General features: G+C 69.6%; 26 protein-coding genes. 2 read left to right on the top strand and 24 right to left on the bottom strand.

What is annotated here, in order from left to right; genetic code table 11:
* Window positions 1–2 precede the first annotated feature (2 nt).
* The 13 genes from FEF15_RS10385 to FEF15_RS10325 all read right to left on the bottom strand — a co-directional run bounded on the left by FEF15_RS10385 (window position 3) and on the right by FEF15_RS10325 (window position 10,170).
* Entirely contained in the window at window positions 3–848 is an 846-nt protein-coding gene (locus tag FEF15_RS10385) for a TatD family hydrolase (protein WP_163559094.1), read from the bottom strand.
* 58 nt (window positions 849–906) lie between these two features.
* Complete coding sequence (locus tag FEF15_RS10380; protein WP_163559093.1) at window positions 907–1,242, bottom strand: PilZ domain-containing protein; 336 nt, start codon at window positions 1,240–1,242, stop codon at window positions 907–909.
* Window positions 1,243–1,265: 23 nt separating this feature from the next.
* Window positions 1,266–2,279 (bottom strand): DNA polymerase III subunit delta', encoded by a 1,014-nt coding sequence (locus FEF15_RS10375; protein ID WP_240454134.1) that lies wholly within the window; start codon window positions 2,277–2,279, stop codon window positions 1,266–1,268.
* Window positions 2,264–2,923, bottom strand: a complete 660-nt coding sequence (gene tmk, locus FEF15_RS10370) for a dTMP kinase (protein ID WP_163559092.1) — start codon at window positions 2,921–2,923, stop codon at window positions 2,264–2,266. The genes FEF15_RS10375 and tmk overlap by 16 nt, the downstream gene beginning before the upstream one ends.
* Before the next feature lie 40 nt (window positions 2,924–2,963).
* A complete protein-coding gene (mltG, locus tag FEF15_RS10365; protein ID WP_163559091.1) occupies window positions 2,964–3,968 on the bottom strand; it encodes an endolytic transglycosylase MltG in 1,005 nt (334 codons plus the stop codon).
* 13 nt (window positions 3,969–3,981) lie between these two features.
* Window positions 3,982–4,776: an aminodeoxychorismate lyase gene (gene pabC / locus FEF15_RS10360; RefSeq protein ID WP_240454133.1), complete on the bottom strand. Its 795-nt coding sequence runs from the start codon at window positions 4,774–4,776 to the stop codon at window positions 3,982–3,984.
* A gap of 32 nt (window positions 4,777–4,808) precedes the next feature.
* Window positions 4,809–6,044, bottom strand: a complete 1,236-nt coding sequence (gene fabF / locus FEF15_RS10355; RefSeq protein WP_163559089.1) for a beta-ketoacyl-ACP synthase II — start codon at window positions 6,042–6,044, stop codon at window positions 4,809–4,811.
* 207 nt (window positions 6,045–6,251) lie between these two features.
* Window positions 6,252–6,485, bottom strand: a complete 234-nt coding sequence (gene acpP / locus FEF15_RS10350) for an acyl carrier protein (RefSeq protein ID WP_008956801.1) — start codon at window positions 6,483–6,485, stop codon at window positions 6,252–6,254.
* A gap of 124 nt (window positions 6,486–6,609) precedes the next feature.
* On the bottom strand, window positions 6,610–7,353 hold the full coding sequence (gene fabG, locus FEF15_RS10345) for a 3-oxoacyl-ACP reductase FabG (protein ID WP_163559088.1): 744 nt from the start codon (window positions 7,351–7,353) through the stop codon (window positions 6,610–6,612).
* 48 nt (window positions 7,354–7,401) lie between these two features.
* A complete protein-coding gene (gene fabD, locus FEF15_RS10340; protein ID WP_163559087.1) occupies window positions 7,402–8,355 on the bottom strand; it encodes an ACP S-malonyltransferase in 954 nt (317 codons plus the stop codon).
* A 1-nt stretch (window position 8,356) separates the two neighbouring features.
* A complete protein-coding gene (gene plsX / locus FEF15_RS10335) occupies window positions 8,357–9,403 on the bottom strand; it encodes a phosphate acyltransferase PlsX (RefSeq protein ID WP_163559086.1) in 1,047 nt (348 codons plus the stop codon).
* Between the two features lie 35 nt (window positions 9,404–9,438).
* A complete protein-coding gene (rpmF, locus tag FEF15_RS10330; protein WP_010627954.1) occupies window positions 9,439–9,609 on the bottom strand; it encodes a 50S ribosomal protein L32 in 171 nt (56 codons plus the stop codon).
* Window positions 9,610–9,642: 33 nt separating this feature from the next.
* Window positions 9,643–10,170: a YceD family protein gene (locus FEF15_RS10325; RefSeq protein WP_163559085.1), complete on the bottom strand. Its 528-nt coding sequence runs from the start codon at window positions 10,168–10,170 to the stop codon at window positions 9,643–9,645.
* A 135-nt stretch (window positions 10,171–10,305) separates the two neighbouring features.
* On the opposite strand from FEF15_RS10325, the gene FEF15_RS10320 reads away from it, so the two are divergent.
* Window positions 10,306–10,899 (top strand): nucleoside triphosphate pyrophosphatase, encoded by a 594-nt coding sequence (locus FEF15_RS10320; protein ID WP_163559084.1) that lies wholly within the window; start codon window positions 10,306–10,308, stop codon window positions 10,897–10,899.
* Here the strand turns inward: FEF15_RS10320 and sppA are convergent.
* The 3 genes from sppA to FEF15_RS10305 form a co-directional block, all read right to left on the bottom strand.
* Window positions 10,887–11,981, bottom strand: coding sequence for a signal peptide peptidase SppA (gene sppA, locus FEF15_RS10315; protein ID WP_163559083.1), 1,095 nt, complete (start codon window positions 11,979–11,981; stop codon window positions 10,887–10,889). The two genes, FEF15_RS10320 and sppA, sit on opposite strands and share 13 nt — an antisense overlap.
* Window positions 11,982–12,054: 73 nt before the next feature.
* Window positions 12,055–12,705, bottom strand: a complete 651-nt coding sequence (locus tag FEF15_RS10310) for an HAD-IA family hydrolase (protein WP_163559082.1) — start codon at window positions 12,703–12,705, stop codon at window positions 12,055–12,057.
* A 60-nt stretch (window positions 12,706–12,765) separates the two neighbouring features.
* Window positions 12,766–13,713 carry an RluA family pseudouridine synthase gene (locus FEF15_RS10305; protein WP_163559081.1) on the bottom strand — a complete coding sequence of 316 codons (948 nt, stop codon included), beginning with the start codon at window positions 13,711–13,713 and terminating at the stop codon, window positions 12,766–12,768.
* 577 nt (window positions 13,714–14,290) lie between these two features.
* Here FEF15_RS10305 and rne point away from each other — a divergent pair.
* A complete protein-coding gene (rne, locus tag FEF15_RS10300) occupies window positions 14,291–17,455 on the top strand; it encodes a ribonuclease E (protein ID WP_163559080.1) in 3,165 nt (1,054 codons plus the stop codon).
* Window positions 17,456–17,542: 87 nt separating this feature from the next.
* Here the strand turns inward: rne and murB are convergent, their stop codons facing one another.
* Genes murB through FEF15_RS10260 form a run of 8 tightly spaced genes read right to left on the bottom strand, consistent with a single transcriptional unit; the run spans window position 17,543 to window position 23,957 of the window.
* Window positions 17,543–18,553: a UDP-N-acetylmuramate dehydrogenase gene (murB, locus tag FEF15_RS10295; RefSeq protein ID WP_163559079.1), complete on the bottom strand. Its 1,011-nt coding sequence runs from the start codon at window positions 18,551–18,553 to the stop codon at window positions 17,543–17,545.
* A complete protein-coding gene (locus FEF15_RS10290) occupies window positions 18,550–19,029 on the bottom strand; it encodes a low molecular weight protein-tyrosine-phosphatase (protein WP_163559078.1) in 480 nt (159 codons plus the stop codon). The genes murB and FEF15_RS10290 overlap by 4 nt, the downstream gene beginning before the upstream one ends.
* Complete coding sequence (gene kdsB, locus FEF15_RS10285; RefSeq protein WP_163559077.1) at window positions 19,029–19,814, bottom strand: 3-deoxy-manno-octulosonate cytidylyltransferase; 786 nt, start codon at window positions 19,812–19,814, stop codon at window positions 19,029–19,031. Before kdsB ends, FEF15_RS10290 begins: the two co-directional genes overlap by 1 nt.
* Window positions 19,814–20,023, bottom strand: a complete 210-nt coding sequence (locus tag FEF15_RS10280) for a Trm112 family protein (protein ID WP_163559076.1) — start codon at window positions 20,021–20,023, stop codon at window positions 19,814–19,816. The genes kdsB and FEF15_RS10280 overlap by 1 nt, the downstream gene beginning before the upstream one ends.
* Before the next feature lie 28 nt (window positions 20,024–20,051).
* Window positions 20,052–21,077 carry a tetraacyldisaccharide 4'-kinase gene (lpxK, locus tag FEF15_RS10275; protein ID WP_163559075.1) on the bottom strand — a complete coding sequence of 342 codons (1,026 nt, stop codon included), beginning with the start codon at window positions 21,075–21,077 and terminating at the stop codon, window positions 20,052–20,054.
* Window positions 21,074–22,834 carry a lipid A export permease/ATP-binding protein MsbA gene (msbA, locus tag FEF15_RS10270; RefSeq protein ID WP_163559074.1) on the bottom strand — a complete coding sequence of 587 codons (1,761 nt, stop codon included), beginning with the start codon at window positions 22,832–22,834 and terminating at the stop codon, window positions 21,074–21,076. Before msbA ends, lpxK begins: the two co-directional genes overlap by 4 nt.
* Window positions 22,831–23,253, bottom strand: coding sequence for a biopolymer transporter ExbD (locus FEF15_RS10265; protein WP_163559073.1), 423 nt, complete (start codon window positions 23,251–23,253; stop codon window positions 22,831–22,833). The genes msbA and FEF15_RS10265 overlap by 4 nt, the downstream gene beginning before the upstream one ends.
* Window positions 23,250–23,957 carry a MotA/TolQ/ExbB proton channel family protein gene (locus FEF15_RS10260; protein WP_240454132.1) on the bottom strand — a complete coding sequence of 236 codons (708 nt, stop codon included), beginning with the start codon at window positions 23,955–23,957 and terminating at the stop codon, window positions 23,250–23,252. The genes FEF15_RS10265 and FEF15_RS10260 overlap by 4 nt, the downstream gene beginning before the upstream one ends.
* Window positions 23,958–23,996: the final 39 nt, after the last annotated feature.

Below are 23,996 nucleotides of genomic sequence, written 5' to 3'. Positions count from 1 at the left end.
GGTCAGACCAGGCCGGCGCTGGCCAGGGCCTGGCGCACCTCGGCGGGCGCCTCGGGCGCCGCGCCGCGGAACAGGCGATAGAAGTTGGCGGTGGTCTGCATGGCCACCTCCTCGACGCTGATGCCGCGCTCGGCGGCGATGCACTCAGCCACCTCCACCACCCAGGCCGGCTCGTTGGGCTTGCCGCGGTGCGGCACCGGCGCCAGGTAGGGGCTGTCGGTCTCGATCAGCAGGCGGTCCAGCGGCACCTGGCGGGCCACCTCGCGCAGCGCCTCGGCATTGCGGAAGGTGACGATGCCGGAGAGCGAGATGAGAAAGCCGTGGCGCACCGCCTCGCGGGCCATGTCGAGGTCCTCGGTGAAGCAGTGCAGCACGCCCCCCACGGCGGGGTCGGTGTGCTCGCGGATCAGTGCCAGGGTCTCGTCGCGCGCCTCGCGGGTATGAACGATCACCGGCAGCTCGAGCTCGCGGGCGGCGAGCAGCTGGCGGCGGAAGCGCTCGCGCTGCACCTCGCGGGACGGCACCCGGTCCGGCGACTGGGTCAGGTAGTGGTAGTCGAGCCCGCACTCGCCGATGGCCACGGCGCCGTAGCGCTCGGCGGTCTCCTGGATCGCGGCGATGCTGGGCTCCTCGGCGACCTGATAGAGCGGGTGAAGGCCCGCGGCGATCACGACGTCGTCGTGCTCGCGGGCGATAGCTGCTACCCCCGGCACCTCGTCCAGGGTCACGCCGATGGCCAGGAACTGGCGCACGCCGCATGCGCGGGCGGCCTCGAGGGCAGCGGCGAGGTCACCGTCGTGGGTCGCCGGGTCGAGGCGGTCGAGATGGCAGTGGGAGTCGACAAACATGCGGGAGATTACCGAATTCAATGAAGGGATATACGACACCGGATTGAGGCTCGCACACTCAGAGCGTATAGGTTGGTGCGCCCTTGTCGAGATGGCCAGCCAGCAGGGTCTCGATGCGGTCGCGCACCGCTTGGTCGTCGGGGCTGAAGTGGATACCGATACCCGGCACGCGGCGCCCGGCCACGCCGTCCGGCGATACCCATACCACCTGCCCGGTCACCGGCATCCGCTCGTGGTCGCCGGGCAGGGTCAACAGCAGATAGACCTCCTGGCCCAGGTCGTAGCGTTCGCGGGTGGGCACGAAGATACCGCCGCGCTCGAGCAGCGGCATGTAGGCGGAGAGCAGCGTCGTCTCGTTCTGGATGGTCAGCGACAGGGCTTTCTGTGCGGCCATGGTGTCTCCTCCCGGGCCCGGCGTCACGAACGCAGCAGGGCCGACCAGCGAACCAGCCAGGCCTCGAGGACCAGCTGGGGATTGGGATTGCCGCCCGCGGCGAGCAGCCGACGCTGCTCGCGGGCGTAGTCGAGCAGGCGGAACCAGTCGCGCACCCGGGCATTCTTCACCGCCTGGCGATAGAGCGGCAGCAGATCGGGGTTGCGTACCCGGGCGCCGTCGCCGGAGAGTCCCAGGCGAACCAGATCCTCGAGCCAGGCAATACCGTACCACAGGATCGCCTCGACGGACTGGCGGTCGAGGCGCGCCGCCTCGGCCACCGGCTCGGCACCGCGCACCAGGGCATCGAAGGTCTCGTGGAGCTGCTGGCGCAGGGCGCGGGCCGGCGGCGCCGCGAGCTCCTCGGCGAGCAGCGGCAGCCCCCCCGAGACCTGCCACCAGAACTGCGCCTCGCTCTCGCTGCCCAGCCGCTCGGCCAGCCACGGCAGGCTCTCCTCGGCGGTGGGCTGGAGCAGGCTCCAGTGCTGGCAACGCGAGCGAATGGTGGCCAGCATCCGCGACGGCACCTCGGCGAGCAGCACGAACTGGGTGCGACTGCCCGGCTCCTCGAGGCTCTTGAGCAGGGCGTTGGCGGCGGCGACGTTCATCGCCTCGGCGGGCGCCAGGCTCACCACGCGATTCCCGCCCTGCTGCGCCGTCTGCGCCACGAAGGCGTTGATGTCACGAATGGGGTCGATGCGGATCTGCCGCTTGCCCTCCTCGGGCGCCACGCGGCGCAGATCCGGGTGGTAGCCAGCGGCGAACATCCGGCAGGCGTGACACGTCCCGCAGGCGGACTCGCCCGGGGCGGCACACAGCAGGTGGGCAATCAACGCCTCGGTGAACTGCTGCTTGCCCACCCCGTGGGGGCCGGCAACCAGCAGCGCATGGGGCAGTCGTCCGGCTTGGCGCTGCGCCAGGTAGCGCTGCCACAGCGGCCGCTGCCAGGGCAGCGGCGCGGGCACGCGGGCCGCCTCGGCACTCATTGCGGCAACCATGGCGCGACTCGCGCCTCGAGAGTCTCGGCCAGGCGCGCCTGGACCCCCTCCAGGGGGGCATCGGCATCGATGACCGCAAAGCGCGCCGGGGCCGCCGCGGCGCGCTCCCGGTAGGTGCGGCGCACCGCCTCGAAGAAGTCGGTGCGCTCCTGCTCGAAGCGATCGCGCCCGGTGCCGCCGGCGCTCAGGCGGGCCTGGAGGCGCTGCTGGGCGGCGGCCACCGGCATGTCGAGCAGCAGCGTCAGGTCGGGCTCGAGCCCCTGCTGGACGAATGCCTCGAGCGTGGCGATGCGCGCCGCGGCGATCCCGCGACCGCCGCCCTGGTAGGCGAAGGTGGCATCGGTGAAGCGGTCGCACAGCACCCAAGCGCCCCGCGCCAGGGCCGGGCGAATGCAGCGCGCCAGGTGCTGGGCGCGGGCGGCGAACACCAGCAGCAGCTCGGCATCGTCATTCAACGGCTCGTCGCCGGCCGGGTCGAGCAGCAGCTGGCGAATCGCCTCGGCGCGCGGCGTACCCCCCGGCTCGCGGGTCCTCACCACCTCCACGCCACGGGCCGTCAGCCACTCTTCGATCCAGGCCAGGTTGGTGGTCTTGCCGACCCCTTCGCCGCCTTCCAGGGTGATGAAGCGTCCTCGCTGGGGCATGGTGACTCCTTGACGGCCGGGCCTCTGTACCCGCGACCGATCAGCGGTTGCGGATATAGCGGTTCACTGCATTGTTGTGTTCACGCAGCGTGCGCGAGAAATGGTGGGTGCCGTCGCCGCGCGCAACGAAGTAAAGGGTCTCGCCGGGCTCGGGGTCGACCGCCGCCTCCAGCGCTGCCCGCCCGGGCAGGGCGATGGGCGTGGGCGGCAGGCCGTCGATCACGTAGGTGTTGTAGGGCGTCGCCTCGCGCAGGTCGGCGCGGGTGATGTTGCCGGCATAGCGCTCGCCCATGCCGTAGATCACCGTGGGATCGGTCTGCAGGCGCATGCCACGCTCAAGGCGCCGCTTGAAGACGCCCGCGATCTCGCGCCGCTCTTCCGGCGCGCCGGTTTCGCGCTCGATCAGCGAGGCGAGGATAAGCGCCTCGTAGGGCGTGTCGATGGGCAGGTCGTCCTGGCGCTCGGCCCACACCCTCTCGAGCATGGCCTCCATGCGCTCGTGCGCCTGGCGCAGGATCTCCAGATCGCTCATGCCCTTGTGGTAGTGGTAGGTATCGGGAAAGAACCAGCCTTCCGGGTGTTTGCCCTCACGATCCAGCCGCGCCATGACCTCCGCGTCGGAGAGCTCCGCGGTGCGCTGAGTCAGCTTGGGCGCCTCCGCCAGCGCGGCGCGCACCTGGGCGAAGGTCCAGCCCTCGGGGATGGTCACCGGATAGGTGACGACCTGGTTGCTGCCCAGCAGCGCCAGCAACTCGCGCCCATCCATGCCGGGCTCGAGGGCGTACTCTCCGGCGCGCAGCGAGGGCACGCTATCGGGCTCCAGGCGGATCAGCAGGCGAAACGCCCAAACGTCGCGCAGGATACCGCGGCTGGCCAGATCCCGGACCACCTGGTGGTAGCCGGCACCGCGCGGTACCTCGTAGAGCGTGGTCTCATCCACGGCGATGGGCGCCTCGATCCGGCTCTCCCAGTAGCGATAGCCGGCCAGGGCCGCCACTCCCGCCAGCACGGCGAGTACCGCCAGTGTCTTCACCACGCGCAGCATGCGTTCTCCTCGTTCATTGATCCATCACGGGGTAGCCGAGCAGCGCCTGAGCCTCGCCCTGCAGCGCCCGGTGCGCCTCGCCGAGGCGCCAGGTCATCAGCGTCCGACCGTCGCTGTCGTCCAGGCGGGTAAGCGGCCACAGCCCCTGCACGGAATTGCCCACCCAGGCCGCCTCGGCCTCGCACAGCACGTCCGGGCCGGCCGCCACTTCGGCAATCGCGAGGCGCTCGCCCAGAGCGTCGCGCAGGGTGCCGGCCACACCGCAGCGATCGAGGCGTGGGGTCTCCAGGCGCCCGCCACGCTGCCAGAAGAGGTTCATGGCGGTGGCCTCGACCAGCACGCCATCGCTGTCGCACAGCAGCCCTTCGGCAATTGCAGGGTCGTCCCACTCGGCCCGGGCCAGCACGTTCTCCAGGCGCCCCAAGTGCTTGAGGCCGGCCAGCCGAGGCTGGAGACCCAGCCGGAGGCGGCAGTGGCGAACCCGCACGCCGTCACGCCAGGCGTCACGGTCGGGCGCGAATGCCGTGACCTGCCAGGCCAGGCGCGGCTCGGGCACCGCCGGCGGTCGATAGCCCCGCCCTCCGCTACCGCGGGTCACCACCAGCTTGAGCACGGCGAGGCCCGTCGGCGCCTCGGCCAGAGGCGCCGCCAGGTCGTGTTCGGCGGGCAGGGGAATGCCCAGCACATGGCAGCCGCGTGCCAGGCGCGCCAGGTGTGCATCCCACAGTTGCGGGCGGCCGTCACGCAGCAGGACGGTCTCGAAGAGACCGTCGCCGTAGGCCAGGCCGCGGTCGTCGAGCGGAAGCATGGCGCCCGCTGCCTCGTGCCGGGGCGTGGTCATCACACCTTGGCGAAGACCAGGGTGCCGTTGGTGCCACCGAAGCCGAAGGAGTTGGACAGCGCCACCTCCACCGCGTGCTGCCGGGCGGTGTGCGGCACGTAGTCCAGATCACAGCCTTCCTGGGGGTTATCCAGGTTGATGGTGGGCGGCAGCACCTTGTCGCGGATCGCAAGTACCGAGAACACCGCCTCGACAGCACCGGCGGCACCCAGCAGGTGGCCGATCATCGACTTGGTGGAACTCACCGCCACGGCGTTCGCCGCCTCGCCCATCACCTGCTTGATGGCACGCGTCTCGGCCAGGTCGCCGGCCGGCGTGGAGGTCCCGTGGGCATTGATGTAGTCGATGGCCGCCGGGTCGATGCGCGCATCGCGGATGGCGTTGCGCATGGAAAGCGCCGCCCCGCTGCCATCCTCGGGCGGCGAGGTCATGTGGTGGGCATCGTCGCTCATGCCGAAACCGGTCAGCTCGGCATAGATGGTCGCACCGCGCACCTTGGCGTGCTCGTACTCCTCGAGCACCAGCACGCCGGCACCATCGGATAGCACGAAGCCGTCGCGGTCGCGATCCCAGGGACGGCTCGCGGCCGCGGGATCGTCATTGCGCGTGGAGAGCGCCCGCGCCGCGGAGAAGCCACCGAGGCCCAGCGGCGTGGTGGCCATCTCGGCACCGCCGCAGATCATCACGTCGGCATCGCCATAGGCGATGGTGCGTGCACTGTAGCCGATGTTGTGGGTGCCGGTAGTGCAGGCCGTGGTGATGGCAATGTTGGGGCCGCGGAAGCCATGCAGGATCGCCAGGTTGCCGGAGATCATGTTGATGATCGAGCCGGGCACGAAGAAGGGCGAGATGCGGCGTGCCCCGCCCTTGTTGAGGGCGTTGTGGTTGTGCTCGATCATCGGCAGTCCACCGATGCCGGAGCCGATGGCCACACCAATGCGCTCGGCGTTCTCCTCGGTGCACGCGAGGCCGGAATCGCTGATGGCCTGGGAGGCGGCGGCGATCCCGTACTGGATGAACAGGTCCATCTTGCGCGCATCCTTGGGATTCAGGTAGGGACTGATCTCGAAGCCCTTCACTGAACCGCCGAAGCGCGTATTGAAGCCGCTGGCATCGAAATGCTCGATGGGGGCGATGCCGCTCTTGCCGGCCAGGATGCTCTCCCAGCTCTCCTCCACGGTGTTGCCCACCGGTGTGACCAGTCCCAGCCCGGTCACCACTACTCTACGAGCCATCCGCTCTCCTCCAGACAAGCTTGTTGATACGGCCCCTGGTCGGGTCGCCATTGCTCGCATTATACCGGACAAGCCCTCCCCTTGGGGAGCAGCGCCACAAATGCGGAAAGCCGCCCTGAACCCAGGACGGCTTTCCGTGGGCCTGGCAAGCGGCCCCAGCGATATGCTTCGCTCGATTCAACTCAGCAAGCGGTGACGACCAAGCCCTTACTGGTGGGCATTGACGTAATCGATGGCTTCCTGAACGGTGGTGATCTTCTCGGCTTCCTCGTCGGGAATCTCGGTATCGAATTCCTCTTCGAGCGCCATCACCAGTTCGACGGTGTCCAGGGAATCGGCACCGAGGTCCTCGGTGAAGGAGGAGCTGTTCTGGATGTCCTCTTCCTTGACGTTCAGGCGCTCGGCCACAACCTTCTTCACGCGCTCTTCGATGGTGCTCATTATGACGTACTCCAGTCGTTCAAGTTAGCCGTTCAGATGACCAGCCGGGTGGTCCGCAACCGCAAAGCTGCGGGGTAGTTTATAGACGCCCCCCGATCGGCGCAACCGCCGACCCGAGGGGGCTTCAACGCATGTTCATGCCGCCGTTGACCTGCAGCGTCTCGCCGGTGATATAGCCGGCGCTCTCGCCGGTGAGAAAGCCGACCGCCGCGGCGATCTCCTCCGGTTCGCCCAGGCGCGACAGGGGAATCTGGGTGAGCAGCGCCTGGTGCTGTTCCTCGGGGAGCGCCTGGGTCATGTCGGTGGCGATGAAGCCCGGCGCCACGGCATTGACCGTGATGGCGCGACTCGCCACCTCGCGGGCCAGGGCACGGGTAAAGCCCTCCATGCCGGCCTTGGCGGCCGCGTAATTGGTCTGCCCCAGGTTGCCCATGGTAGCCACCACCGAGCTGATACTGACGATGCGGCCGAAGCGCGCCCGGGTCATGCCGCGCAGGCACGCCTTGGAGACGCGATAGACCGACTTGAGATTGGTGTCGAGCACCGCATCCCACTCGTCTTCCTTCATGCGCATCAGCAGGTTGTCGCGGGTGATACCGGCGTTGTTGACCAGGATGGTGGGGGCGCCGAACTCGTCGGTGATCGCCTTGACCAGGGCATCGACGCTGGCCTGGTCGGTAACGTCCAGGGCACGACCGGCACCCTCGATACCCTGGGCGCGCAGGTCCTCGTCGATCTTCGCCGCCCCGCTTTCGGTGGTGGCGGTACCGATCACCACCCGCCCCTGGCGGCCCAGTTCATGGGCGATGGCGCGCCCGATGCCGCGGCTGGCACCGGTGACCAGGGCGATTCTGCGTTCGCTCGTCATAGCTATTCCCGATGGTTGGGGTTGATTCCTGGGCGGATCGACCCGGGCCTAGCGGCCCAGGGTCTCGCGGGCGAGTTCCAGAGCCGCCTCGAGGCTATCGGGGTCGTTGACCGCCAGCCCCCGGCTGCCCCGGGCGATACGCTTGTTCAAGCCGGTGAGCACCTTACCCGGGCCGCACTCGATGAACACCTCGGCACCGCCGGCCACCATCGCCTCGATGCAGGCCGTCCAGCGTACCGGCTGATAGAGCTGCTCGACCAGGCGAGTGCGAAGCGTCTCCACGTCGGCGTGCGCCTGGGCGTCAACGTTCTGATAGACGGTATAGCGCGGCGGTCGCATGTCGAGCGCGGTCATGGCCGACTCGAGCCGCTCGGCGGCCGGGCGCATCAGCGCACAGTGCGACGGTACCGAGACCGGCAGCGGCATGGCCCGCTTGGCGCCAGCCTCCTGGCAGCGAGCAATGGCCCGATCCACGGCGGCCTGGCTGCCGGCGATCACCACCTGCCCTGGGGCATTGTAGTTGACGGCCGCGACCACCTCGCCCTGGGCAGCCTCCTCGCAGGCCTGCTCCACGCGGGCATCGTCGAGGCCGAGGATTGCCGCCATGGCCCCCTCACCCGCGGGCACCGCGGCCTGCATCGCCTTGCCGCGCAGCTCCACCAGGCGCACGCCATCGGCAAAGCCGAGCACCCCGGCACATACCATGGCGCTGTATTCGCCAAGGCTGTGGCCCGCCATGGCATCGGGGCGCGGCCCCTCCAGCTCCTGCCACACGCGCCAGATCGCCACGCTCGCGGTGAGCAGGGCCGGCTGGGTGCAGGCCGTGGCGTTGAGCGCCTCTTCCGGTCCCTCCTGGACCACTTTCCACAGGTCGTAGCCCAGCGCGTCGGCGGCCTCCTCGAAGGTGGTACGCACCACGCTGTAGCGCTCGGCCAGCTCACGCAGCATTCCCAGCTGCTGCGAGCCCTGCCCGGGAAAGACGAGGGCAAGGGGTTGAGTCATGTCATTCACCTTTTGCTCTTGTTGAGTGCTGTGCGGACCGACCGCCGACCAGTTCCCTGGCAAGGTGTGACGGCAGGTCCTGCTTCACCTCACGCACGGCGCGCTCCACCGCGTAGGCGAAGCCGGTGGCCTCGGCGCTGCCGTGGCTCTTGATGACGATCCCGGCCAGGCCCAGAAGGCTCGCGCCATTGTAGCGCACCGGGTCGAGCTCGCCCTTGAGGCGACGCAATGCCGGCCGCGCCATGAGTCCCACCAGGCGTCCGCTCCAGCGCGCCTCGACGGTCGCCTGCACGCGCTCGATCAGCATGCGCGCCAGGCCTTCGCTGGCCTTGAGCACGGCATTGCCGACGAAGCCGTCACAGACGATCACGTCGGCGGCCCCGGCGAAGATGCCATTGCCCTCGACGAAACCGCAGTAGTTAAGCGCCGTACGTTCGCGCAGTCGCGCATCGGCCTCGCGAACCACGGCACTGCCCTTGGTCCCTTCGCTGCCGACGTTGAGCAGCGCCACCCGGGGCGCGGCCAGGCCGTCCACGTGGCGCGCCATCACCTCGCCCATGCAGGCGAAGTCGACCAGACGCGCAGCGCTGGCGTCGACGTTGGCCCCCAAGTCGAGAAGATAGCAGCGCCCTTCGTTACGCGTGGGAATTGCCGTGCTGATAGCGGGGCGCGGCATGTCCGCCACCATGCCGAGCTCGCGGCGCGCCAGTGCCATCAGGGCACCGGTGTTGCCGGCACTGACCCCCGCCGCGCCCCCCCCGTCGGCCAGGTGGGCCAGCATGCGAGCCATGCTGGTCTGTGCCCCGTGACGCAGGGCATCGGAGGGGCGCTGGTCCTGTCGGATCGCTGCGGGAGCATGATGGACGCACAAGTGCGAACCTGCCGCAGCGAGGTGCCGCGGCAGGTTGGCAAGCTCGGACGTCAGCACAGCGTGCGGCCCGAAAAGATCGAGACACAGCCCTGGGTGACTCAGCGCCGCCAGCGCCGCACCCTGGACCGCAGCACGGGGGCCGGCATCGCCTCCCATCGTGTCGATGGCGATCCGCACGCGGGTCTGCCAGGCGCTATCGGCGAGACGTCAACTCAAACGTCGACGACCTTGCGGCCGCGATAGAAGCCGTCGGGGGAAACGTGATGGCGCAGGTGAGTGGTGCCGGTCTCCTTGTCCTGAGACAGGGTCGGGGCGCTCAGGGCGTCGTGGCTGCGACGCATGCCGCGCTTCGAACGGGTCTTGCGGTTCTGTTGAACTGCCATGGGTTCACACTCCAGAGTGAATCGATCAAGAAATCAGGGTTTGCCCTTGAGGCGGCGCAGCACCTCGAAGGGACTCGCGGCAGGTGACTCCGAGGACTCGGCCTCCTTGCCGCTGCTCAGCTGGTCGCGCGAGACGCCACACTGCGCCTCGTCGTGGTAGACCGACTGGGGCAGGCTGAGGATCAGCTCGTCCTCCACCACCACCAGCAGGTTCAGCTGTTCGTCTTCCACCAGCACCGGCTCGTGGCTGGTCGGCAACTCCGCCGCCAGGGCATCGCTGGTAACCATGCCCAGCAGGAACTCGCTCTCGACGCGCTGCGCCAGGGGCTCGAGGCAGCGCCGACACGGCAGCTGCAGCTCGGCCTCCAGGCGGCCGCGGATCTCGCGACGCCCCTGGCTGTCGATGGCAAAGTCGAGCCATACTCGGCACTCGCCGGCCTGCGCCCCCACCTGTTCGGCCAGCCGCTCGAACCCCGCCAGGGCCACAAGGCCCTCGAGGTGCTCGGCGCGGGCGGCGAGCTTGTAGGGCTCGACCCTGTCAGGAAGTCGTGAGGTCAACATAGGCGCGCAATGATAGGCACTCCCCCCGCCCCTGTCAAAGCCGTCGCGCCGCCACCCCGACGTGGCATACTGGGGCGTGTATCGGCCTCTCGCGGGCAGCGGCCCACCCTCCATTCCTCGCCGAAGGAGCCCTGCATGTCACGTCTTGTCCTCGCCTCCGGCTCGCCCTTTCGCCGCCAGCTGCTCGACCGCCTGGGACTCCCCTACATCTGGGTCAGCCCCGACATCGACGAGACGCCCCGCGCGGGAGAGTCGCCGGAGGCGCTGGTGCATCGCCTGGCGCTCTCCAAGGCGAGCCGGCTGGCGGCCACCTACCCCGCCCACCTGATCATCGGCTCCGACCAGGTGGCCCTGTTCGAGGGAGCGATCCTCGGCAAGCCTGGCGACGCCGCCACGGCCCGGAGCCAGCTGGCACGCTTCTCGGGCCAGCGGGTGCGGTTTCTCACCGGCCTGGCGCTGCTCGATACCGCCAGCGGTCGCCATCAGGTATGCCACGAGCGCTTCGAGGTAGTGTTTCGCGACCTGAGCGAAGCGGAGATCGCCGCCTACGTCGAGCGCGAGCAGCCGCTGGACAGCGCCGGCAGCTTCCGCATGGAGGGCCTGGGCATCGCGCTGTTCGAGAAACTCGAGGGCGACGACCCCAACACCCTGATTGGCCTGCCACTGATCCGCCTGTGCACCCTGCTGCGCGAGGCGGGGCTCGATCCACTGGGCCCTCAGGGCAGCTGATAGCGTACCGGCGAATGGCTCGAGGGCACGCCGAGCCACTCCATGGCCACTCGGCCGAAACGGCGACTCAGCCGCTCGAAGGGATCAAGGCGCGGCGTGTAGTCGTGCAGACGCACCTCGCCGAGACGCGCTCGCGCCACCCCGCCAAGGCTGTCGAGGGTATCCACCAGGCCCAGCGAGAGCGCCTGCTCGCCGCTCCAGATCAGCCCGCTGAACAGCCGCTCGTCGTCGGCCAGGCGATCACCGCGCCCCTCGCGCACGGCCTCGATGAACTGGCGATGGGTGGTATCTAGCACGGATTGCCAGAAGCGCCGCTGCTCCGGCTCCACCTCGGAGAAGGGGTCGAGGAACGCCTTGTTCTCGCCGGCGGTGTAGACGCGCCGCTCCACGCCGAGGCGGTCAATGGCCTCCTCGAGGCCGAAGCTGGAGAAGATCACGCCGATGGAGCCCACCAGGCTGGCGGGCGACGCCACCACCTCGTCCGCCGCGGCGGCAATGTAGTAGGCACCGCTGGCCCCCACGTCCTCGATCACCGCGATGATCGGCTTGTCGCCCTCGCTCCGCAGCCGCATAATCTCGTCGTAGATTCGCTGCGACTGCACCGGGCTGCCCCCGGGGCTGTCGATGTGTAGCACTACCGCCTCGGCGGCGGACGCCTCCCAGGCCCGGTTGAGGCCGGTGATGATACGCTCGGCGCTGGCCGGCGATTCGGCGTCGATGGCGCCCCGCACCTCGACCACGCCCAGGTGCGGCCGTTCGGGCTCGCTGGTCATCGGCGCCGCCCAGAGCCCGTAGAGCGTGGCCGCCAGCGACGCGAGGATCAGCGCCGCAAAGAAGAACCGGAAGAAGAGCTTCCAGCGTCGCGTGCGCCGCTGCTCCACCAGCACCCCGCCGATCCAACGATCGAGCATCTCGATCTCGGCCAGGCGCTGGCGCTCGCGAAGCGTATCGGCGCTTTCGCTTTCCGGTTCCGCCTTCTCCGAGTCCGCGGTCCCGGGCGGCGTCTCGCCGGCCTCGCCGGAGCGCCGCGGGGGCTGTTCGGGACCGCGGGTCCAGGGGTCGTCTCGCTTGTCGTCGCTCATTGCCGCCTGCTCTCCTGTTGCCGTTGCCTGCCTGTCGCCGTTCCCCGGCGACTCGTGCTGCGGCGCGGCTGGCTCAGCGATCGAGCCAGTCGAACATCGCCTCGACCGTGCGCGCCGTGAACACGGGCTCGCTGGCCGCCAGCCTGGCCGGGGCGTGCACACCCCAGGTCACCGCGACGCGATCCATGCCCAGCGCGCGCGCCATCTCCAGATCGTACTCGGTATCGCCGACCATCACCGCCTCCTCGGCAGCGACGTCGAGCTCGGCCAGAAGTTCCTCGAGCATCTGCGGATGGGGCTTGGAGCGCGTCAGGTCGGCGGTGCGGCTGGCGTGGAACCAGTGACCGCTGTCGCTCTCGCGGAAGACCCGGTCGAGCCCTTTGCGACTCTTGCCGGTGGCCACCGCCAGGCGGCGCTCGGCCGGGGTGCGCAGCCGCGCGATGCCCTCGACCACGCCGGGGAAGAAACGCATCGGCGTGGTGTCGCCCTGCACGAAATGAAAGGCGTAGCGGCTGCGCAGCAGTTCCGCGCGCTCGGGGTCGATGCTCGGACAAAGCCGCGCGATGGCTTCGGGCAGCCCCAGGCCGATGATGTCGCGCACCGCCGCGTCGTCGAGCTCCCCCCAGCCCGCCTCGCGGGCGGCCGCCTGCATGCTGGACACGATGCGGGCGGCGGAGTCCATCAGGGTGCCGTCCCAGTCGAAGATCACCAGTCGGTAGCGCATCGCCACTCCGCTTTCGTCATGGGGTGTCAGGTGTTGGCTGTGGTCGTCGCGGGCCCGGCCTCAACCGAGCGCCCGGGCGCGCGCCAGCACGCCCTCCAGGTCATCGGGCAGCGGCGCGCGAATCTGCACCGGCCGACCGCTGGTCGGCTCCGGGAAGGTGAGCGCCGCGGCGTGCAGGAAGAGCCGCGACAGACCCAGCTGCCGGGCCAGCGCCTCTCCCTCGCGGGTGCCGTACTTGTCGTCGCCGAGCAGTGCATAGCCGGCATGGGCGGCGTGAACGCGAATCTGGTGGGTACGCCCGGTCACCGGCTCGGCCTCGACCAGCGTTGCCTTGGGGAGTGTCTCGCGTACCGCAAAACGCGTTCGCGCCACCTTGCCCTCGGCGTCGACCCGCACCCGACGTTCGCCGTTGGCCAGGGTGTAACGATCCAGGCGCGCACTGACGAAGTCGCGACGCGCCGGCCAGCGTCCCGCGACCAGTGCCAGGTACTGCTTGTCCATGCCACGCTGCTTGAGCGACTCGTTGAGGGCGAGCAGCGCCGGGCGTGACTTGGCGAGCAGCAGACAGCCCGAGGTCTCGCGGTCCAGGCGGTGGACGAGTTCCAGGAAGTCCAGGTCCTCGCGCACCTGCCGCAGCGCCTCGATCAAGCCGATCTTGACGCCACTGCCACCGTGCACGGCAAGCCCCGCCGGCTTGTTGACCACCAGCCAGTCGCGCCCTTCCACCAGGACGCTGCCGGCCAGCAGGTTGCGCAGGTTGTCGCTCACCTCGCGCACTGCCTCGCGGGGAGTCAACCTCAGGGGCGGAATGCGCACCAGGTCGCCGGGCGCCAGACGTGTATCGGCCTTCACCCGCTTCTTGTTCACCCGCACCTCGCCCTTGCGCACGATGCGATAGATGAGCGCGCGCGGCACCCCTTTCAGACGCGTCACCAGGAAGTTGTCGATGCGCTGGCCGGCCTGGCCCTCGCCCACTTCCACCCACTGCACGTCGCGTCCCTCGGTCATGGCTCTCCCGCTCGAGAAGTCGTTGTGAATCGGCATTCTATCGCACTGCGCCCCATCCTGCGCCAATTGCTGCACCCCCCCATTGCTGCTATATTGCGAGCTCGCTCGGATGGATCCCTTCGGTCCCCTAGCGCCTGCCCGACAGACACGCAGGCCGGAGCGACGAAATCAGGCCGCGACGCCCCCAGTACTTGACGTGTATCGGGGGGGCCCGCCGCCGACGAGTGACGAAGACAGAGACAAGCAGTAACGCCACGCCCGGATCCCGGCTCGCTACCCCCTTCGGGGCGAGCGGTGGCCACGGGAATCGTTCAACATCGTGCTGGTGGCCGGCGTTGGCGAATCGATGAATGCCAGGTGTCTGGTGGAGACCGCAGGGCCGGATGGGCACAGAGACCCGCCGAGACATGTCCAGCCTCCACCGCGTACTCAACAGGATCATGTCGTGCCGAGCCCGCACGGGCCCGGTACCGGTCGGGCGCCACTGCGCATCCGCGACATACGCTGAGCACAAGCACGCAGCACCAGAGGTTCGCCTTCGTCGAGGCTCGCCGGCGCGTCCAGTTTGCGAGACGACATGAAACGGATGCTCATCAATGCGACCCAGCCGGAAGAGCTGCGGGTCGCTCTGGTCGATGGTCAACGCCTTTACGACCTGGACATCGAATCCGGTGCCCGGGAACAGAAGAAAGCTAACATCTATCGCGGACGCATCACCCGCGTCGAACCCTCCCTGGAAGCCGCCTTCGTCGACTTCGGCGCCGATCGCCACGGCTTCCTGCCCCTCAAGGAGGTAGCCCGCGAGTACTTCCTCAAGGAGACCTCCGGACGCCCCAGCATCAAGGAGGTGCTCAAGGAGGGCCAGGAAGTCATCGTCCAGGTGGACAAGGAGGAGCGCGGCAACAAGGGCGCAGCGCTGACCACCTTCATCAGCCTGGCCGGCCGCTTCCTGGTGCTGATGCCCAACAACCCGCGCGCCGGCGGCATCTCGCGGCGCATCGAGGGCGAGGAGCGCAGCCAGCTCAAGGAAGCCATGGGCCAGCTCACCGTGCCCGACAAGATGGGCGTGATCGTACGCACCGCCGGCATCGGCCGCTCCCCCGAGGAGCTGCAGTGGGACCTCGACTATCTCGTCCAGGTGTGGGAGGCGATCACCGAGGAGGCCGGCAAGCGCTCGGCGCCCTTCCTGATCTACCGCGAGTCCAACGTCATCATCCGCGCCATGCGCGACTACCTCCGCCAGGACATCGGCGAGGTGCTGATCGACAGCGAGCAGGTGCACCAGGACGCCCTGGCCTTCATCCGCCAGGTGATGCCCTCCTACCAGCAGAAGATCAAGCTCTACGCCGACGAGGTACCGCTCTTCTCGCGCTTCCAGATCGAATCGCAGATCGAGACCGCCTACGAGCGTGAAGTCAAACTGCCTTCCGGCGGCTCCATCGTCATCGATCACACCGAAGCGCTGGTCTCCATCGACATCAACTCGGCGCGTGCCACCCGCGGCAGCGACATCGAGGAGACCGCTCTGCAGACCAACCTGGAAGCGGCCGACGAGATCGCCCGCCAGCTGCGTCTGCGTGACATCGGTGGGCTGGTGGTGATCGATTTCATCGACATGAGCCCGGCCCGCAACCAGCGCGACGTCGAAAACCGCATGCGTGACGCGCTCAAGCTCGACCGCGCGCGGGTGCAGATCGGCCGCATCTCGCGCTTCGGGCTGATGGAGATGTCGCGACAGCGACTCCGCCCCTCGCTGGGCGAGACCAGCGGCGTGGTCTGCCCGCGCTGCAACGGCCAGGGCACCATCCGCGACGTGCGCTCCATCTCGCTCTCCATCATGCGCCTGATCGAGGAAGAGGCCATGAAGGAACGCAGCGCCCAGATCCGCGCCATCCTGCCGGTGCCGGTGGCCACCTACCTGCTCAACGAGAAGCGCACCGTGCTTGCCGACATCGAGCGTCGCCAGGATGTGCGCGTGGTTGTCCTGCCAAGCCCCGATATGCACACGCCGCACTATGACGTGCAGCGCCTGCGTGACGACCACGTCGAGGAGGAAGGCACCCTCGACAAGTCGAGCTTCGAGCTCTCCACCGAGAGCGAAGTGGGCAAGGAGCCCGACACCAGCTCGGCCAAGCCCGCCGCCCGTGCCGAAGCCGCGGTGAAGACGGTAATCCACAACGAGCCGGCCCCCGCCTCCCTGCAGGCCCAGGAGCCTGCCACTCCGACGCCCCCGGCCACCCTGCCGGCACCGGCCGGCGTGCTCGGGCGGCTAGTGAAGGGCGTGGCCAAGTGGCTGGGCACCGGCGAAGACGGCGAGCCCGAGGACAAGACGGCCGCCAAGCCTAGCGAGAAAACCGCCCCACCCGAGCGCAGCGGCGGTGAGCCCCGCGGCGAGCGGGGCCGGAACCGTCGACCGCGCGGCGAACGCACCGAGGGTCGCGACGACACGCGCAGCCAGCGCGGAGGACGCTCCGCCGACACCAGCCGTAGCGAGGCTCGCGCCGAGGGCGATGAGGGCCGTCGTGGTGGTCGCGGCGGCCGTGGTGGCCGCACGACGCCGACAGACAAGCCGGCGGCCCGCGACGGCGGCCGGGGTCGCGATGCGCCACGCAAGGGCCAGACCCCCGACAAGGGCAACGACAAGCCCGCTGACAAGGGCAGCGACAAGCCCGCCGACAAGGGCAGCGACAAGCCCGCCGACAAGGGCAGCGACAAGGCTCAGGAGAAGCCGACGGCGGACAAGAACGCTGAGGCCGCCAAGGCCGACAGTGGCAAGCCCAAGCGCACGCGCAACAACCCGCGCAATCGCTCGCGCCAGCACGCCATCAATCCCCAGGCCGAGGCCGAGCAGGAGCGCCTGCAGGCCGAGGCTGCCGAGGCCAAGGCCGCGGACACCCCCGCCGAGGTGAAGGCTGCTGCATCGGAGGCCAAGCCGGAAGCGCCCGAGCCCCAAGCACCGAAAGCGGAAACCAAGGCGGACAAGCCCGCCGAGAAAGCCGCCGAAGCCAAGGTGGAAGCGGCGAAGGCCGAAGGCCAGCCGACCGAGAAACCTGCCGAAGCCAAGCCGGAAGCGCCCAAGGCCCAGGCACCGACAGCGGAAACTAAGCCGGCTGACAAGCCCGCCGAAGCCAAGGCGGAAGTGCCCAAGACCGAGAAGCCGACCGAGAAACCTGCCGAAACCAAGCCCGAAGCGTCCAAGGCCCAAGCACCGACAGCGGAAACCAAGCCGGCTGACAAACCCGCCGAAGCCAAGGCGGAAGCGCCGAAGGCCGAAGGCAAGCCGACCGAGAAACCTGCCGAAACCAAGCCGGAAGCGCCCAAGGCCAAAGCACCGACAGCGGAAACCAAGGCGGCCGACAAGCCCGCCGAAGGCAAGGCGGGAACGCCCAAGGCCGAGAAGCCGGCTGAGAAACCTGCCGAAGCCCAGGCGGAGAGCCCCAAGGCTCAAGCCCCGAAAGCCGGCACCAAACCGACGGACAAGCCCGCCGAGACCAAGCCGGAACCCCCCAAGGGCGAGTGCAAACCCGCCGAAGCCAAGCCGGAACCCCCCAAGGGCGAGAGCAAACCCGCCGAAGCCAAGCCGGAAACGACCAAGGCGGAAGCACCCAAGGCCCCGGGCGAGGCAGCCGACAAGGCAGCGGAAGCCACGGCACGGCGGCGGCGCCGCCGCGCGCACAACGACCCGCGTGAGATCCGCCGTCGTGAGCAGGAGGCCAAGGGCCGGGAGGGTAACCAGGGCTGAGGCTTACCCGCTGCGCCGCTTACGCCATCGCCCGCGCTCTGCGCGGGCGATGGCGTTTAGGGCGGCACCGAAGGCCGCAGGGGAAAGTCAGCCGGCGAGACGCGGCTCGCGCTGGAGCATCACCCCGAAGCGGCTACTGACTTGCTCGGCGACGCGGTCGGCAAAGGCCAGCAGCTCCTCGGCGCTGCCGCCGCCGAAGTGCACCAGCACCAGCGCCTGGCGGTCGTGCACGCCGAAGTGCCCCTCGCGCCAGCCCTTGAGGCCGCACTGGTCGATCAGCCAACCGGCAGCCAGCTTGACGCGGCCGTCGGGCTGGGGGAAGTGGGGCATGGTCGGCGCCTCGTGCAGCAAGCGCGCGGCGGTGTCGGCCGTCACCACGGGGTTGTGGAAAAAGCTGCCGGCATTGCCCAGTTCCGCCGGGTCGGGCAGTTTCTCGCGGCGCACCGCGCATACCGCCTCGGCCACGGCCAGCGGCGTGGGCGCCTCGCCCACCCGGCCTGCCAGGTCGCCGTAGGCCAGGCGAGGCCGGGGCGTCGGCGACAGGCGCAGCACCAGTCGGGTGATGACCACCCGGTCCGCCAGCGCCCGCTTGAAGACGCTGTCGCGGTAGCCGAAGGCGCACTCCGCGGCGCCAAGCACCGCCTCGCGGCCGTCGTCACGATGCAGCAGGTGAACGGCCTCGAGAACGTCGCCGAGTTCCACGCCGTAGGCGCCGATGTTCTGGATCGGCGCGGCGCCGCAGTGGCCGGGAATCAGCGCCAGGTTCTCGGTGCCCCACAGGCCGCGCTCGGCGAGCGCCATCACCAGGCGGTGCCAGTCGACCCCCGCCTCGGCATGGACGCGCACCCCCTCTCCCATCGGCTCCAGCCACCAGCGCTCGAGTGCCGGCTGCACCACCAGCCCGGGTAGCCGGGCCGGCAGGATCAGGTTGCTGCCGCCGCCGAGCAGGGTCAGCGGCCAGCCGCGATCGCCCGCCAGGGCCAGCGCCTCGCGCAATTCGCCGACATGGCGCGGCGCGGCAAAACGCTCGGCGACGCAGGGCAGGCCCAGGGTGTTGGCGCCGCCGAGGTCGTGCTCGGCGTGGACGGCAATGCTCAAGACCGCTCCGCCTCCAGGCGCTCACGCAGCGTCGCCACCAGCCCGCGAGAGGCCGCCTCGATCAGGTCGAGCACCTCGTCGAAGCCGTGGTCACCCCCGTAATAGGGATCCGGTACGTCGCGCGCCGGCTCGCCGGCATAGGCGAGGAAGAGCCGGGCCTCGGCCGCGCTGTCGGCGGGACGGCGGGCCTCGATGGCGGCGAGGTTGTCGTGATCCATGGCCAGCAGGTAGTCGAAGCGGTAGAAGTCCTCGTCGGCAAGCTGGCGGGCGCGCAGGCCGGCGAGGTCGATGCCGCGCCGGCGGGCCGCCGCCTGGGCACGCGGGTCGGGCGACTTGCCCACGTGCCAGGGGCCGATGCCGCAGGAGTCCACCTCCACTCGACCGGACAGGCCCGCTTCGTCCAGCTGGCGGCGAAATACCCCCTCGGCGGTGGGCGAACGACAGATGTTACCGAGACAGACGAACAGCACGCGCATCAGGGCTCTCCTTCGGGTGTCGCCAGCCGGGTACGCACGCGCGCCAGGTCCTCGGCGGTATCGACGCCGCCCGGGTTGGGCTCGGCGGCGAGCGCCACCTGGATGGCATGCCCATGGTGCAGCGCACGCAGCTGCTCGAGCTGTTCGAGCTGCTCCAGCGGCGCCGGCGCCCAGTCGCGGTAGTCGGCCAGGAAGCTCGCCCGGTAGGCATAGAGGCCGATATGGCGCAACCAGGCATCGGTCGCCAGCAGCTCGGGGCGCGCGACGAAGTGCTCGCGATCCCAGGGAATGGGCGCGCGGGAGAAGTAGAGCGCCCGCCCCGAGAGGGCGCGCACCACCTTGACCACGTTGGGATTGAGCAGCGTCTCGACGTCCACGATCGGCTCGGCCAGGGTGGCAATGGACGCGTCGGGATCATCATGCAGGCGCGCCGCGACCTGGTCGATCAGGGCCGGCGGAATCAGCGGCTCGTCACCCTGGACATTGACCAGCACGGCCTCGTCGGGCAGCGCCAACCGTTCGGCCACCTCGGCGAGGCGGTCGGTGCCCGAGGCGTGATCGGGGCGCGTCATCACCACCTCGGCGCCGTAGGGGGCGAGCGCCTCGCGGATACGCGCATCGTCGGTGGCCACCACTACCCGGGAGGCCGCGCTGGCGCCGGCGCGACGCCACACGTGGGCGACCATCGGCTCGCCGGCGATCTCGGCCAGGGGCTTGCCGGGCAGCCGCGAGGAGGCATAGCGGGCGGGGATGACCACCAGGAAGGGACGCTGCGATGCCGCCATCACCCCTCCCCCAGGCGTCCAGGCGACTCGGGCAGCTTCTCGTCGGCGTCCATCTGGCGAGCCTCCTCGGGCAGCATCACCGGAATGCCGTCGCGCACCGGGTAGGCCAGGCCGTCGAAGTGGCAGCGCAGCTCCTCGGCCTCGCGATCGTACTTCAGCTTGCCCTTGCACAGCGGGCAGACCAGCATTGCCAGCAGTTCCTTGTCCATCTCGTACCTCCGCAGTAAAGGAAATCGTCTACCGCCTTGCCTCGGCGTCGGGGCGGTGCCAGACGGCGAGTCGGTCATCGAGCCAGGCAGCGAAGCCGGGCGGCGGGTCGGCCTCAATCTCCAGCACCCAGGCGTTGGCTGCCACCAGGCCGGCGCATTTCTCGGCGTCCTTGGCCGTCATCACCACCGGGCGCTCGTCGCCGAAGGCCAGGTCCGCCGCGGAAAAACGGTGATGATCGCCCAGCGGATGGGGCTCGGCGTCGACACCCAGCGCCGCCAGAGTGGCGAAGAAGCGTTGCGGATGGCCGATACCCGCCACGGCGTGCACCCGGCCGGCAAAGGGCAGCGGCGCCAGCGCCCGCGCCTCGCCATCGGCCAGTCGTCGCCAGCGCACCGGCTGCAACCGAAACGTCCAAGCCCCGGCGGGCGGTGTGAATGCCGGCTCGCCGTTGACCAGCACCGCATCCACATCGGCCAGGCGCGCCAGAGGCTCGCGCAGCGGCCCGGCGGGCAGGCAACGGCCGTTGCCGAAACCCCGAGCGCCATCCACCACCACCAGCTCCAGGTCGCGCCCCAGGGCGAGGTGCTGCAGGCCATCGTCACTGATCAGGATATCGCAGCCGGCCTCGATCAGCGCCCGGGCACCGCGCGGGCGATCGGGGTCGACCACCACCGGCACGCCGGTCTGGCGGGCCAGCATGCGCGGCTCGTCACCGCTCTCGTTCACCGGTGTCTCGGCACTCACCCGCAGCGGATAACGCGACGCCTTGCCGCCGTAGCCCCGCGCGACGATGCCTGGCCGCCAGCCGCCCTCGGCCAGGTAGCGCGCCAGCCAGGCGGTGAGCGGCGACTTGCCGGTGCCGCCGAGCGCCAGATTGCCCACCACGATCACCGGCACCTCGAGGCGCCATACTCGGCGCCGTCCCGCATGGAAGGCCGCAACGCGACGCGACACGCCCCAGCGGTAGAGCGCTTCCAGCGGGCGCAGCAGGTTCAGCCAGGGCGCGCCAGCGTAGGCGGCCGCGAGCCAGCGCTCTCCGGGCGAGGCGCTCATGAGGCGGCCGCCTCCTGGAACTGCAGCCGGTGCAGGGCCGCATAGGCACCGTCGCGGGCCAGCAGTTCGCCATGCTCGCCCTCCTCGACGATGCGCCCCTGCTCCATGACCAGGATACGGTCGGCGCGCTCGATGGTGGAGAGGCGATGGGCGATCACGAAGGTGGTGCGCCCGCGGCACACTTCCTCCAGCGCGGCCTGGATATGGCGCTCCGACTCGGTATCGAGTGCCGAGGTCGCTTCGTCGAGGATCAGCAGGGGTGCGTCCTTGAAGATCGCCCGGGCAATGGCCAGACGCTGGCGCTGGCCGCCGGAGAGCATCACGCCGTTGTCGCCCACCACGGTGTCGTAGTCGCGGGGCAGGCGCTCGATGAACTCCTCGGCATGGGCGGCCCGCGCCGCGGCACGGATGGCGGCCGGGTCGGCATCGGGCACGCCGTAGGCGATGTTGTCGGCGATGCTGGCATTGAAGAGCGTCACCTGCTGGGACACCAGGGCGATCTGGCGCCGCAATGGTGCCAGTCGGTAGTCGTCCAGGGGCACATCGTCGATGAGCACCCGTCCCGCCGTGGGGCGATAGAAGCGCGGCAGCAGTCCCACCAGGGTGGACTTGCCACTGCCCGAGCGGCCCACGATGGCCACCATCTCGCCGGCGCGCACGCTGAGCTCGATGCCCGAGAGCACCTCGGGCTGGTCGGGGGCGTAGCGGAAGTGAACGCCCTCGAAGCGTACCCGTCCCGCCAGGCGCGATGGTTCGTACTCGCCTTCGTCGGGCTCGCTGGGCTCGTCGAGCAGCCCGAACAGCTCGGCGGTGGCAGCGATGCCCTTCTGGATCTCGCTGTTGATCTCGGTGAGCTGGCGAACCGGCTTGGCCATCAGCGAGGCGGCAGTGATGAAGGCCACGAACTCGCCGGGGGTCATGTCGGCCATCAGCGCCGGCGACATGGCGAACCACACCAGCACGGCCAGTGCCAGGGCCACCAGCAGCTGGATTACCGGCGTGCTCACCGCCTTGGTCAGGGCCTCCTTCATGCTCTGCTGGCGGTTGTAGTCGCTTGCCGCGGCGAAGCGCGCCTTCTCGAACGGCTCGGCGCCGTGGGTGCGCACCACCCGGTAGCCGGAGAGCGCCTCCGAGGCGACATGGGTGACGTCGCCCATGGAGTGCTGGATGCGTCGCGACAGGCGCCGGAAGCGCTTGCTGGCGTAGCTGACCACGCCGGCGATCAGCGGCGTCACGGTCAGGAATAGCAGCGTCAGCAACCAGTTGGTCCACAGCAGATAGCTGATCAGCCCGAGCACGAAGAGCCCCTCGCGCAGCAGGATGGTCACTGCCTTGGTGGCGGCCCCGGTCACCTGCTCCACGTGGTAGGTGACCCGCGAGAGGAGATGCCCGCTGGAGTGGGCGTCGAAGAAGCGTCCCGGCAAGTGCAGCATGTGATCGAAGACATTGCAACGCAGCACGTGGACCAGATTGCGCGCCACGCTGCTCATGAAGTAGGTACCGAGGAAGGTGCCGAGCCCGCGCGCGGCGAACATGCCCACCACGAAGAGCGGCAGGAAGAGACGGAAGGAGGCGTCCGGGTTCTGGATGCCGTCGATCAGCCGTTTCATCATCTCCGCCAGGGCGGTGCTCGAGGCGGCATAGATGGCATAGCCCACAATGGCCAGCGCGAAGGCCCGCCAGTAGGGCTTCACGTAACCGAGCAGGCGCTTGTAGAGCGTCCAGCCGGAGTGAGGGGGGCGACCGTCTTGGCTCACGGTGACTCCGCTTGGGTGGATGAAAGCGCGGCGGTGGCGATGCGTACCCGGGAAATCCCCAGCGCGCCTGCCCGATCGAGGGCGCGTACCACGTCGGCATGGGCGGCCCGCGCATCGGCCTCCACTACCAGGCCGTGTTCGCGGGCCTGTTCGGCCCGCTCGGCCAGCGCCGTGCCCAGCGCCTCGGCGGCCAGCGAGCGCTCACCGAGGCGATAGCCGCCCTCGGCGGTCACCACCAGGGTAAGAGGCGCGCGGTCCAGCACCGCCCCGGTCTCGCTCTCGGGCAGGGTGAGCTCCAGGGCCTGACGGGTCTCGAAGGTGGTGGATACCATGAAAAAGATCAGCAGCAAAAAGACCACATCGATCAACGGCGTGAGGTTGACCTCCACCGGATCGCGGCGCCGACGCACGAACTTCACGGGCGTCTGGCTCCCGGCGCGAGTTCGCTGGCGGCCGCCGCTGTCACGCTCGGCGTCGGCGGCTGCGCCGGCTCCGGGCGTTCGGCGAAGGCCAGCTCGCCGGGATAGTGGGCCAGGAACTCCACCACCTGGCTGGCCTGTTCCTCCATGCGCACGGTGATGTCCTCCACGCGACGCAGGAAGTGGCGATGGAACATCAGGGCAGGAATGGCCACGGTGAGACCGGCGGCCGTGGTCACCAGGGCCCGCGAGATACCGCCGGCCAGGTCGGCGGTGCGGCTCGCCCCGTCACCGGCGACGATCACCGCGAACACCTCGATCATGCCCACCACGGTGCCCAGCAGGCCGATCAGCGGGGTGATGGCGGCGATGGTGCCGAGCGGGCTGAGGAAGCGCTCCATGTCGTGGATCACCGCGGTGGCGGCCTCCTGCAGCCGCGCCCGCACCTGCTCGTGGCCCAGCCGGGCGTTGCGCAGCCCGGCCGCCAGCACGCCGCCCAGGGGCGAGTGGGCCTCGAGCCAGTAGAGGTTGACCTGGCCGCGGGCGACCAGCGAGCAGACCTCCTGGCCCAGCCCGTAGGGCGCGATCCGCGCGGCGCGCAGCGTCCACAGCCGCTCGATGATGATCACCGTGGCCAGCAGCGAACAGCCCAGTAGGGGCACCATCAGCCAGCCCCCGGCAAGGAGCGCCTCGATCATGTCCATGACATCCCTCTCCTCATGGCCGCGACGGCGGCCGGGCAC

It is taken from the genome of Halomonas sp. NO4 (genome assembly GCF_010994375.1).
Classification (GTDB): Bacteria; Pseudomonadota; Gammaproteobacteria; order Pseudomonadales; family Halomonadaceae; genus Halomonas.
This window is presented reverse-complemented; position numbering and strand designations above follow the sequence as displayed.

Excerpts from the sequence above, each read along its gene's own strand:
- FEF15_RS10385 (WP_163559094.1), bottom strand. The coding sequence starts at position 848 with ATGTTTGTCGACTCCCACTGCCATCTCGACCGCCTCGACCCGGCGACC.
- FEF15_RS10380 (WP_163559093.1), bottom strand. The coding sequence starts at position 1,242 with ATGGCCGCACAGAAAGCCCTGTCGCTGACCATCCAGAACGAGACGACG.
- FEF15_RS10375 (WP_240454134.1), bottom strand. The coding sequence starts at position 2,279 with ATGGTTGCCGCAATGAGTGCCGAGGCGGCCCGCGTGCCCGCGCCGCTG.
- tmk (WP_163559092.1), bottom strand. The coding sequence starts at position 2,923 with ATGCCCCAGCGAGGACGCTTCATCACCCTGGAAGGCGGCGAAGGGGTC.
- mltG (WP_163559091.1), bottom strand. The coding sequence starts at position 3,968 with ATGCTGCGCGTGGTGAAGACACTGGCGGTACTCGCCGTGCTGGCGGGA.
- pabC (WP_240454133.1), bottom strand. The coding sequence starts at position 4,776 with ATGCTTCCGCTCGACGACCGCGGCCTGGCCTACGGCGACGGTCTCTTC.
- fabF (WP_163559089.1), bottom strand. The coding sequence starts at position 6,044 with ATGGCTCGTAGAGTAGTGGTGACCGGGCTGGGACTGGTCACACCGGTG.
- acpP (WP_008956801.1), bottom strand. The coding sequence starts at position 6,485 with ATGAGCACCATCGAAGAGCGCGTGAAGAAGGTTGTGGCCGAGCGCCTG.
- fabG (WP_163559088.1), bottom strand. The coding sequence starts at position 7,353 with ATGACGAGCGAACGCAGAATCGCCCTGGTCACCGGTGCCAGCCGCGGC.
- fabD (WP_163559087.1), bottom strand. The coding sequence starts at position 8,355 with ATGACTCAACCCCTTGCCCTCGTCTTTCCCGGGCAGGGCTCGCAGCAG.
- rpmF (WP_010627954.1), bottom strand. The coding sequence starts at position 9,609 with ATGGCAGTTCAACAGAACCGCAAGACCCGTTCGAAGCGCGGCATGCGT.
- FEF15_RS10325 (WP_163559085.1), bottom strand. The coding sequence starts at position 10,170 with ATGTTGACCTCACGACTTCCTGACAGGGTCGAGCCCTACAAGCTCGCC.
- FEF15_RS10320 (WP_163559084.1), top strand. The coding sequence starts at position 10,306 with ATGTCACGTCTTGTCCTCGCCTCCGGCTCGCCCTTTCGCCGCCAGCTG.
- sppA (WP_163559083.1), bottom strand. The coding sequence starts at position 11,981 with ATGAGCGACGACAAGCGAGACGACCCCTGGACCCGCGGTCCCGAACAG.
- FEF15_RS10310 (WP_163559082.1), bottom strand. The coding sequence starts at position 12,705 with ATGCGCTACCGACTGGTGATCTTCGACTGGGACGGCACCCTGATGGAC.
- FEF15_RS10305 (WP_163559081.1), bottom strand. The coding sequence starts at position 13,713 with ATGACCGAGGGACGCGACGTGCAGTGGGTGGAAGTGGGCGAGGGCCAG.
- rne (WP_163559080.1), top strand. The coding sequence starts at position 14,291 with ATGAAACGGATGCTCATCAATGCGACCCAGCCGGAAGAGCTGCGGGTC.
- FEF15_RS10290 (WP_163559078.1), bottom strand. The coding sequence starts at position 19,029 with ATGCGCGTGCTGTTCGTCTGTCTCGGTAACATCTGTCGTTCGCCCACC.
- kdsB (WP_163559077.1), bottom strand. The coding sequence starts at position 19,814 with ATGGCGGCATCGCAGCGTCCCTTCCTGGTGGTCATCCCCGCCCGCTAT.
- FEF15_RS10280 (WP_163559076.1), bottom strand. The coding sequence starts at position 20,023 with ATGGACAAGGAACTGCTGGCAATGCTGGTCTGCCCGCTGTGCAAGGGC.
- lpxK (WP_163559075.1), bottom strand. The coding sequence starts at position 21,077 with ATGAGCGCCTCGCCCGGAGAGCGCTGGCTCGCGGCCGCCTACGCTGGC.
- FEF15_RS10260 (WP_240454132.1), bottom strand. The coding sequence starts at position 23,957 with ATGGACATGATCGAGGCGCTCCTTGCCGGGGGCTGGCTGATGGTGCCC.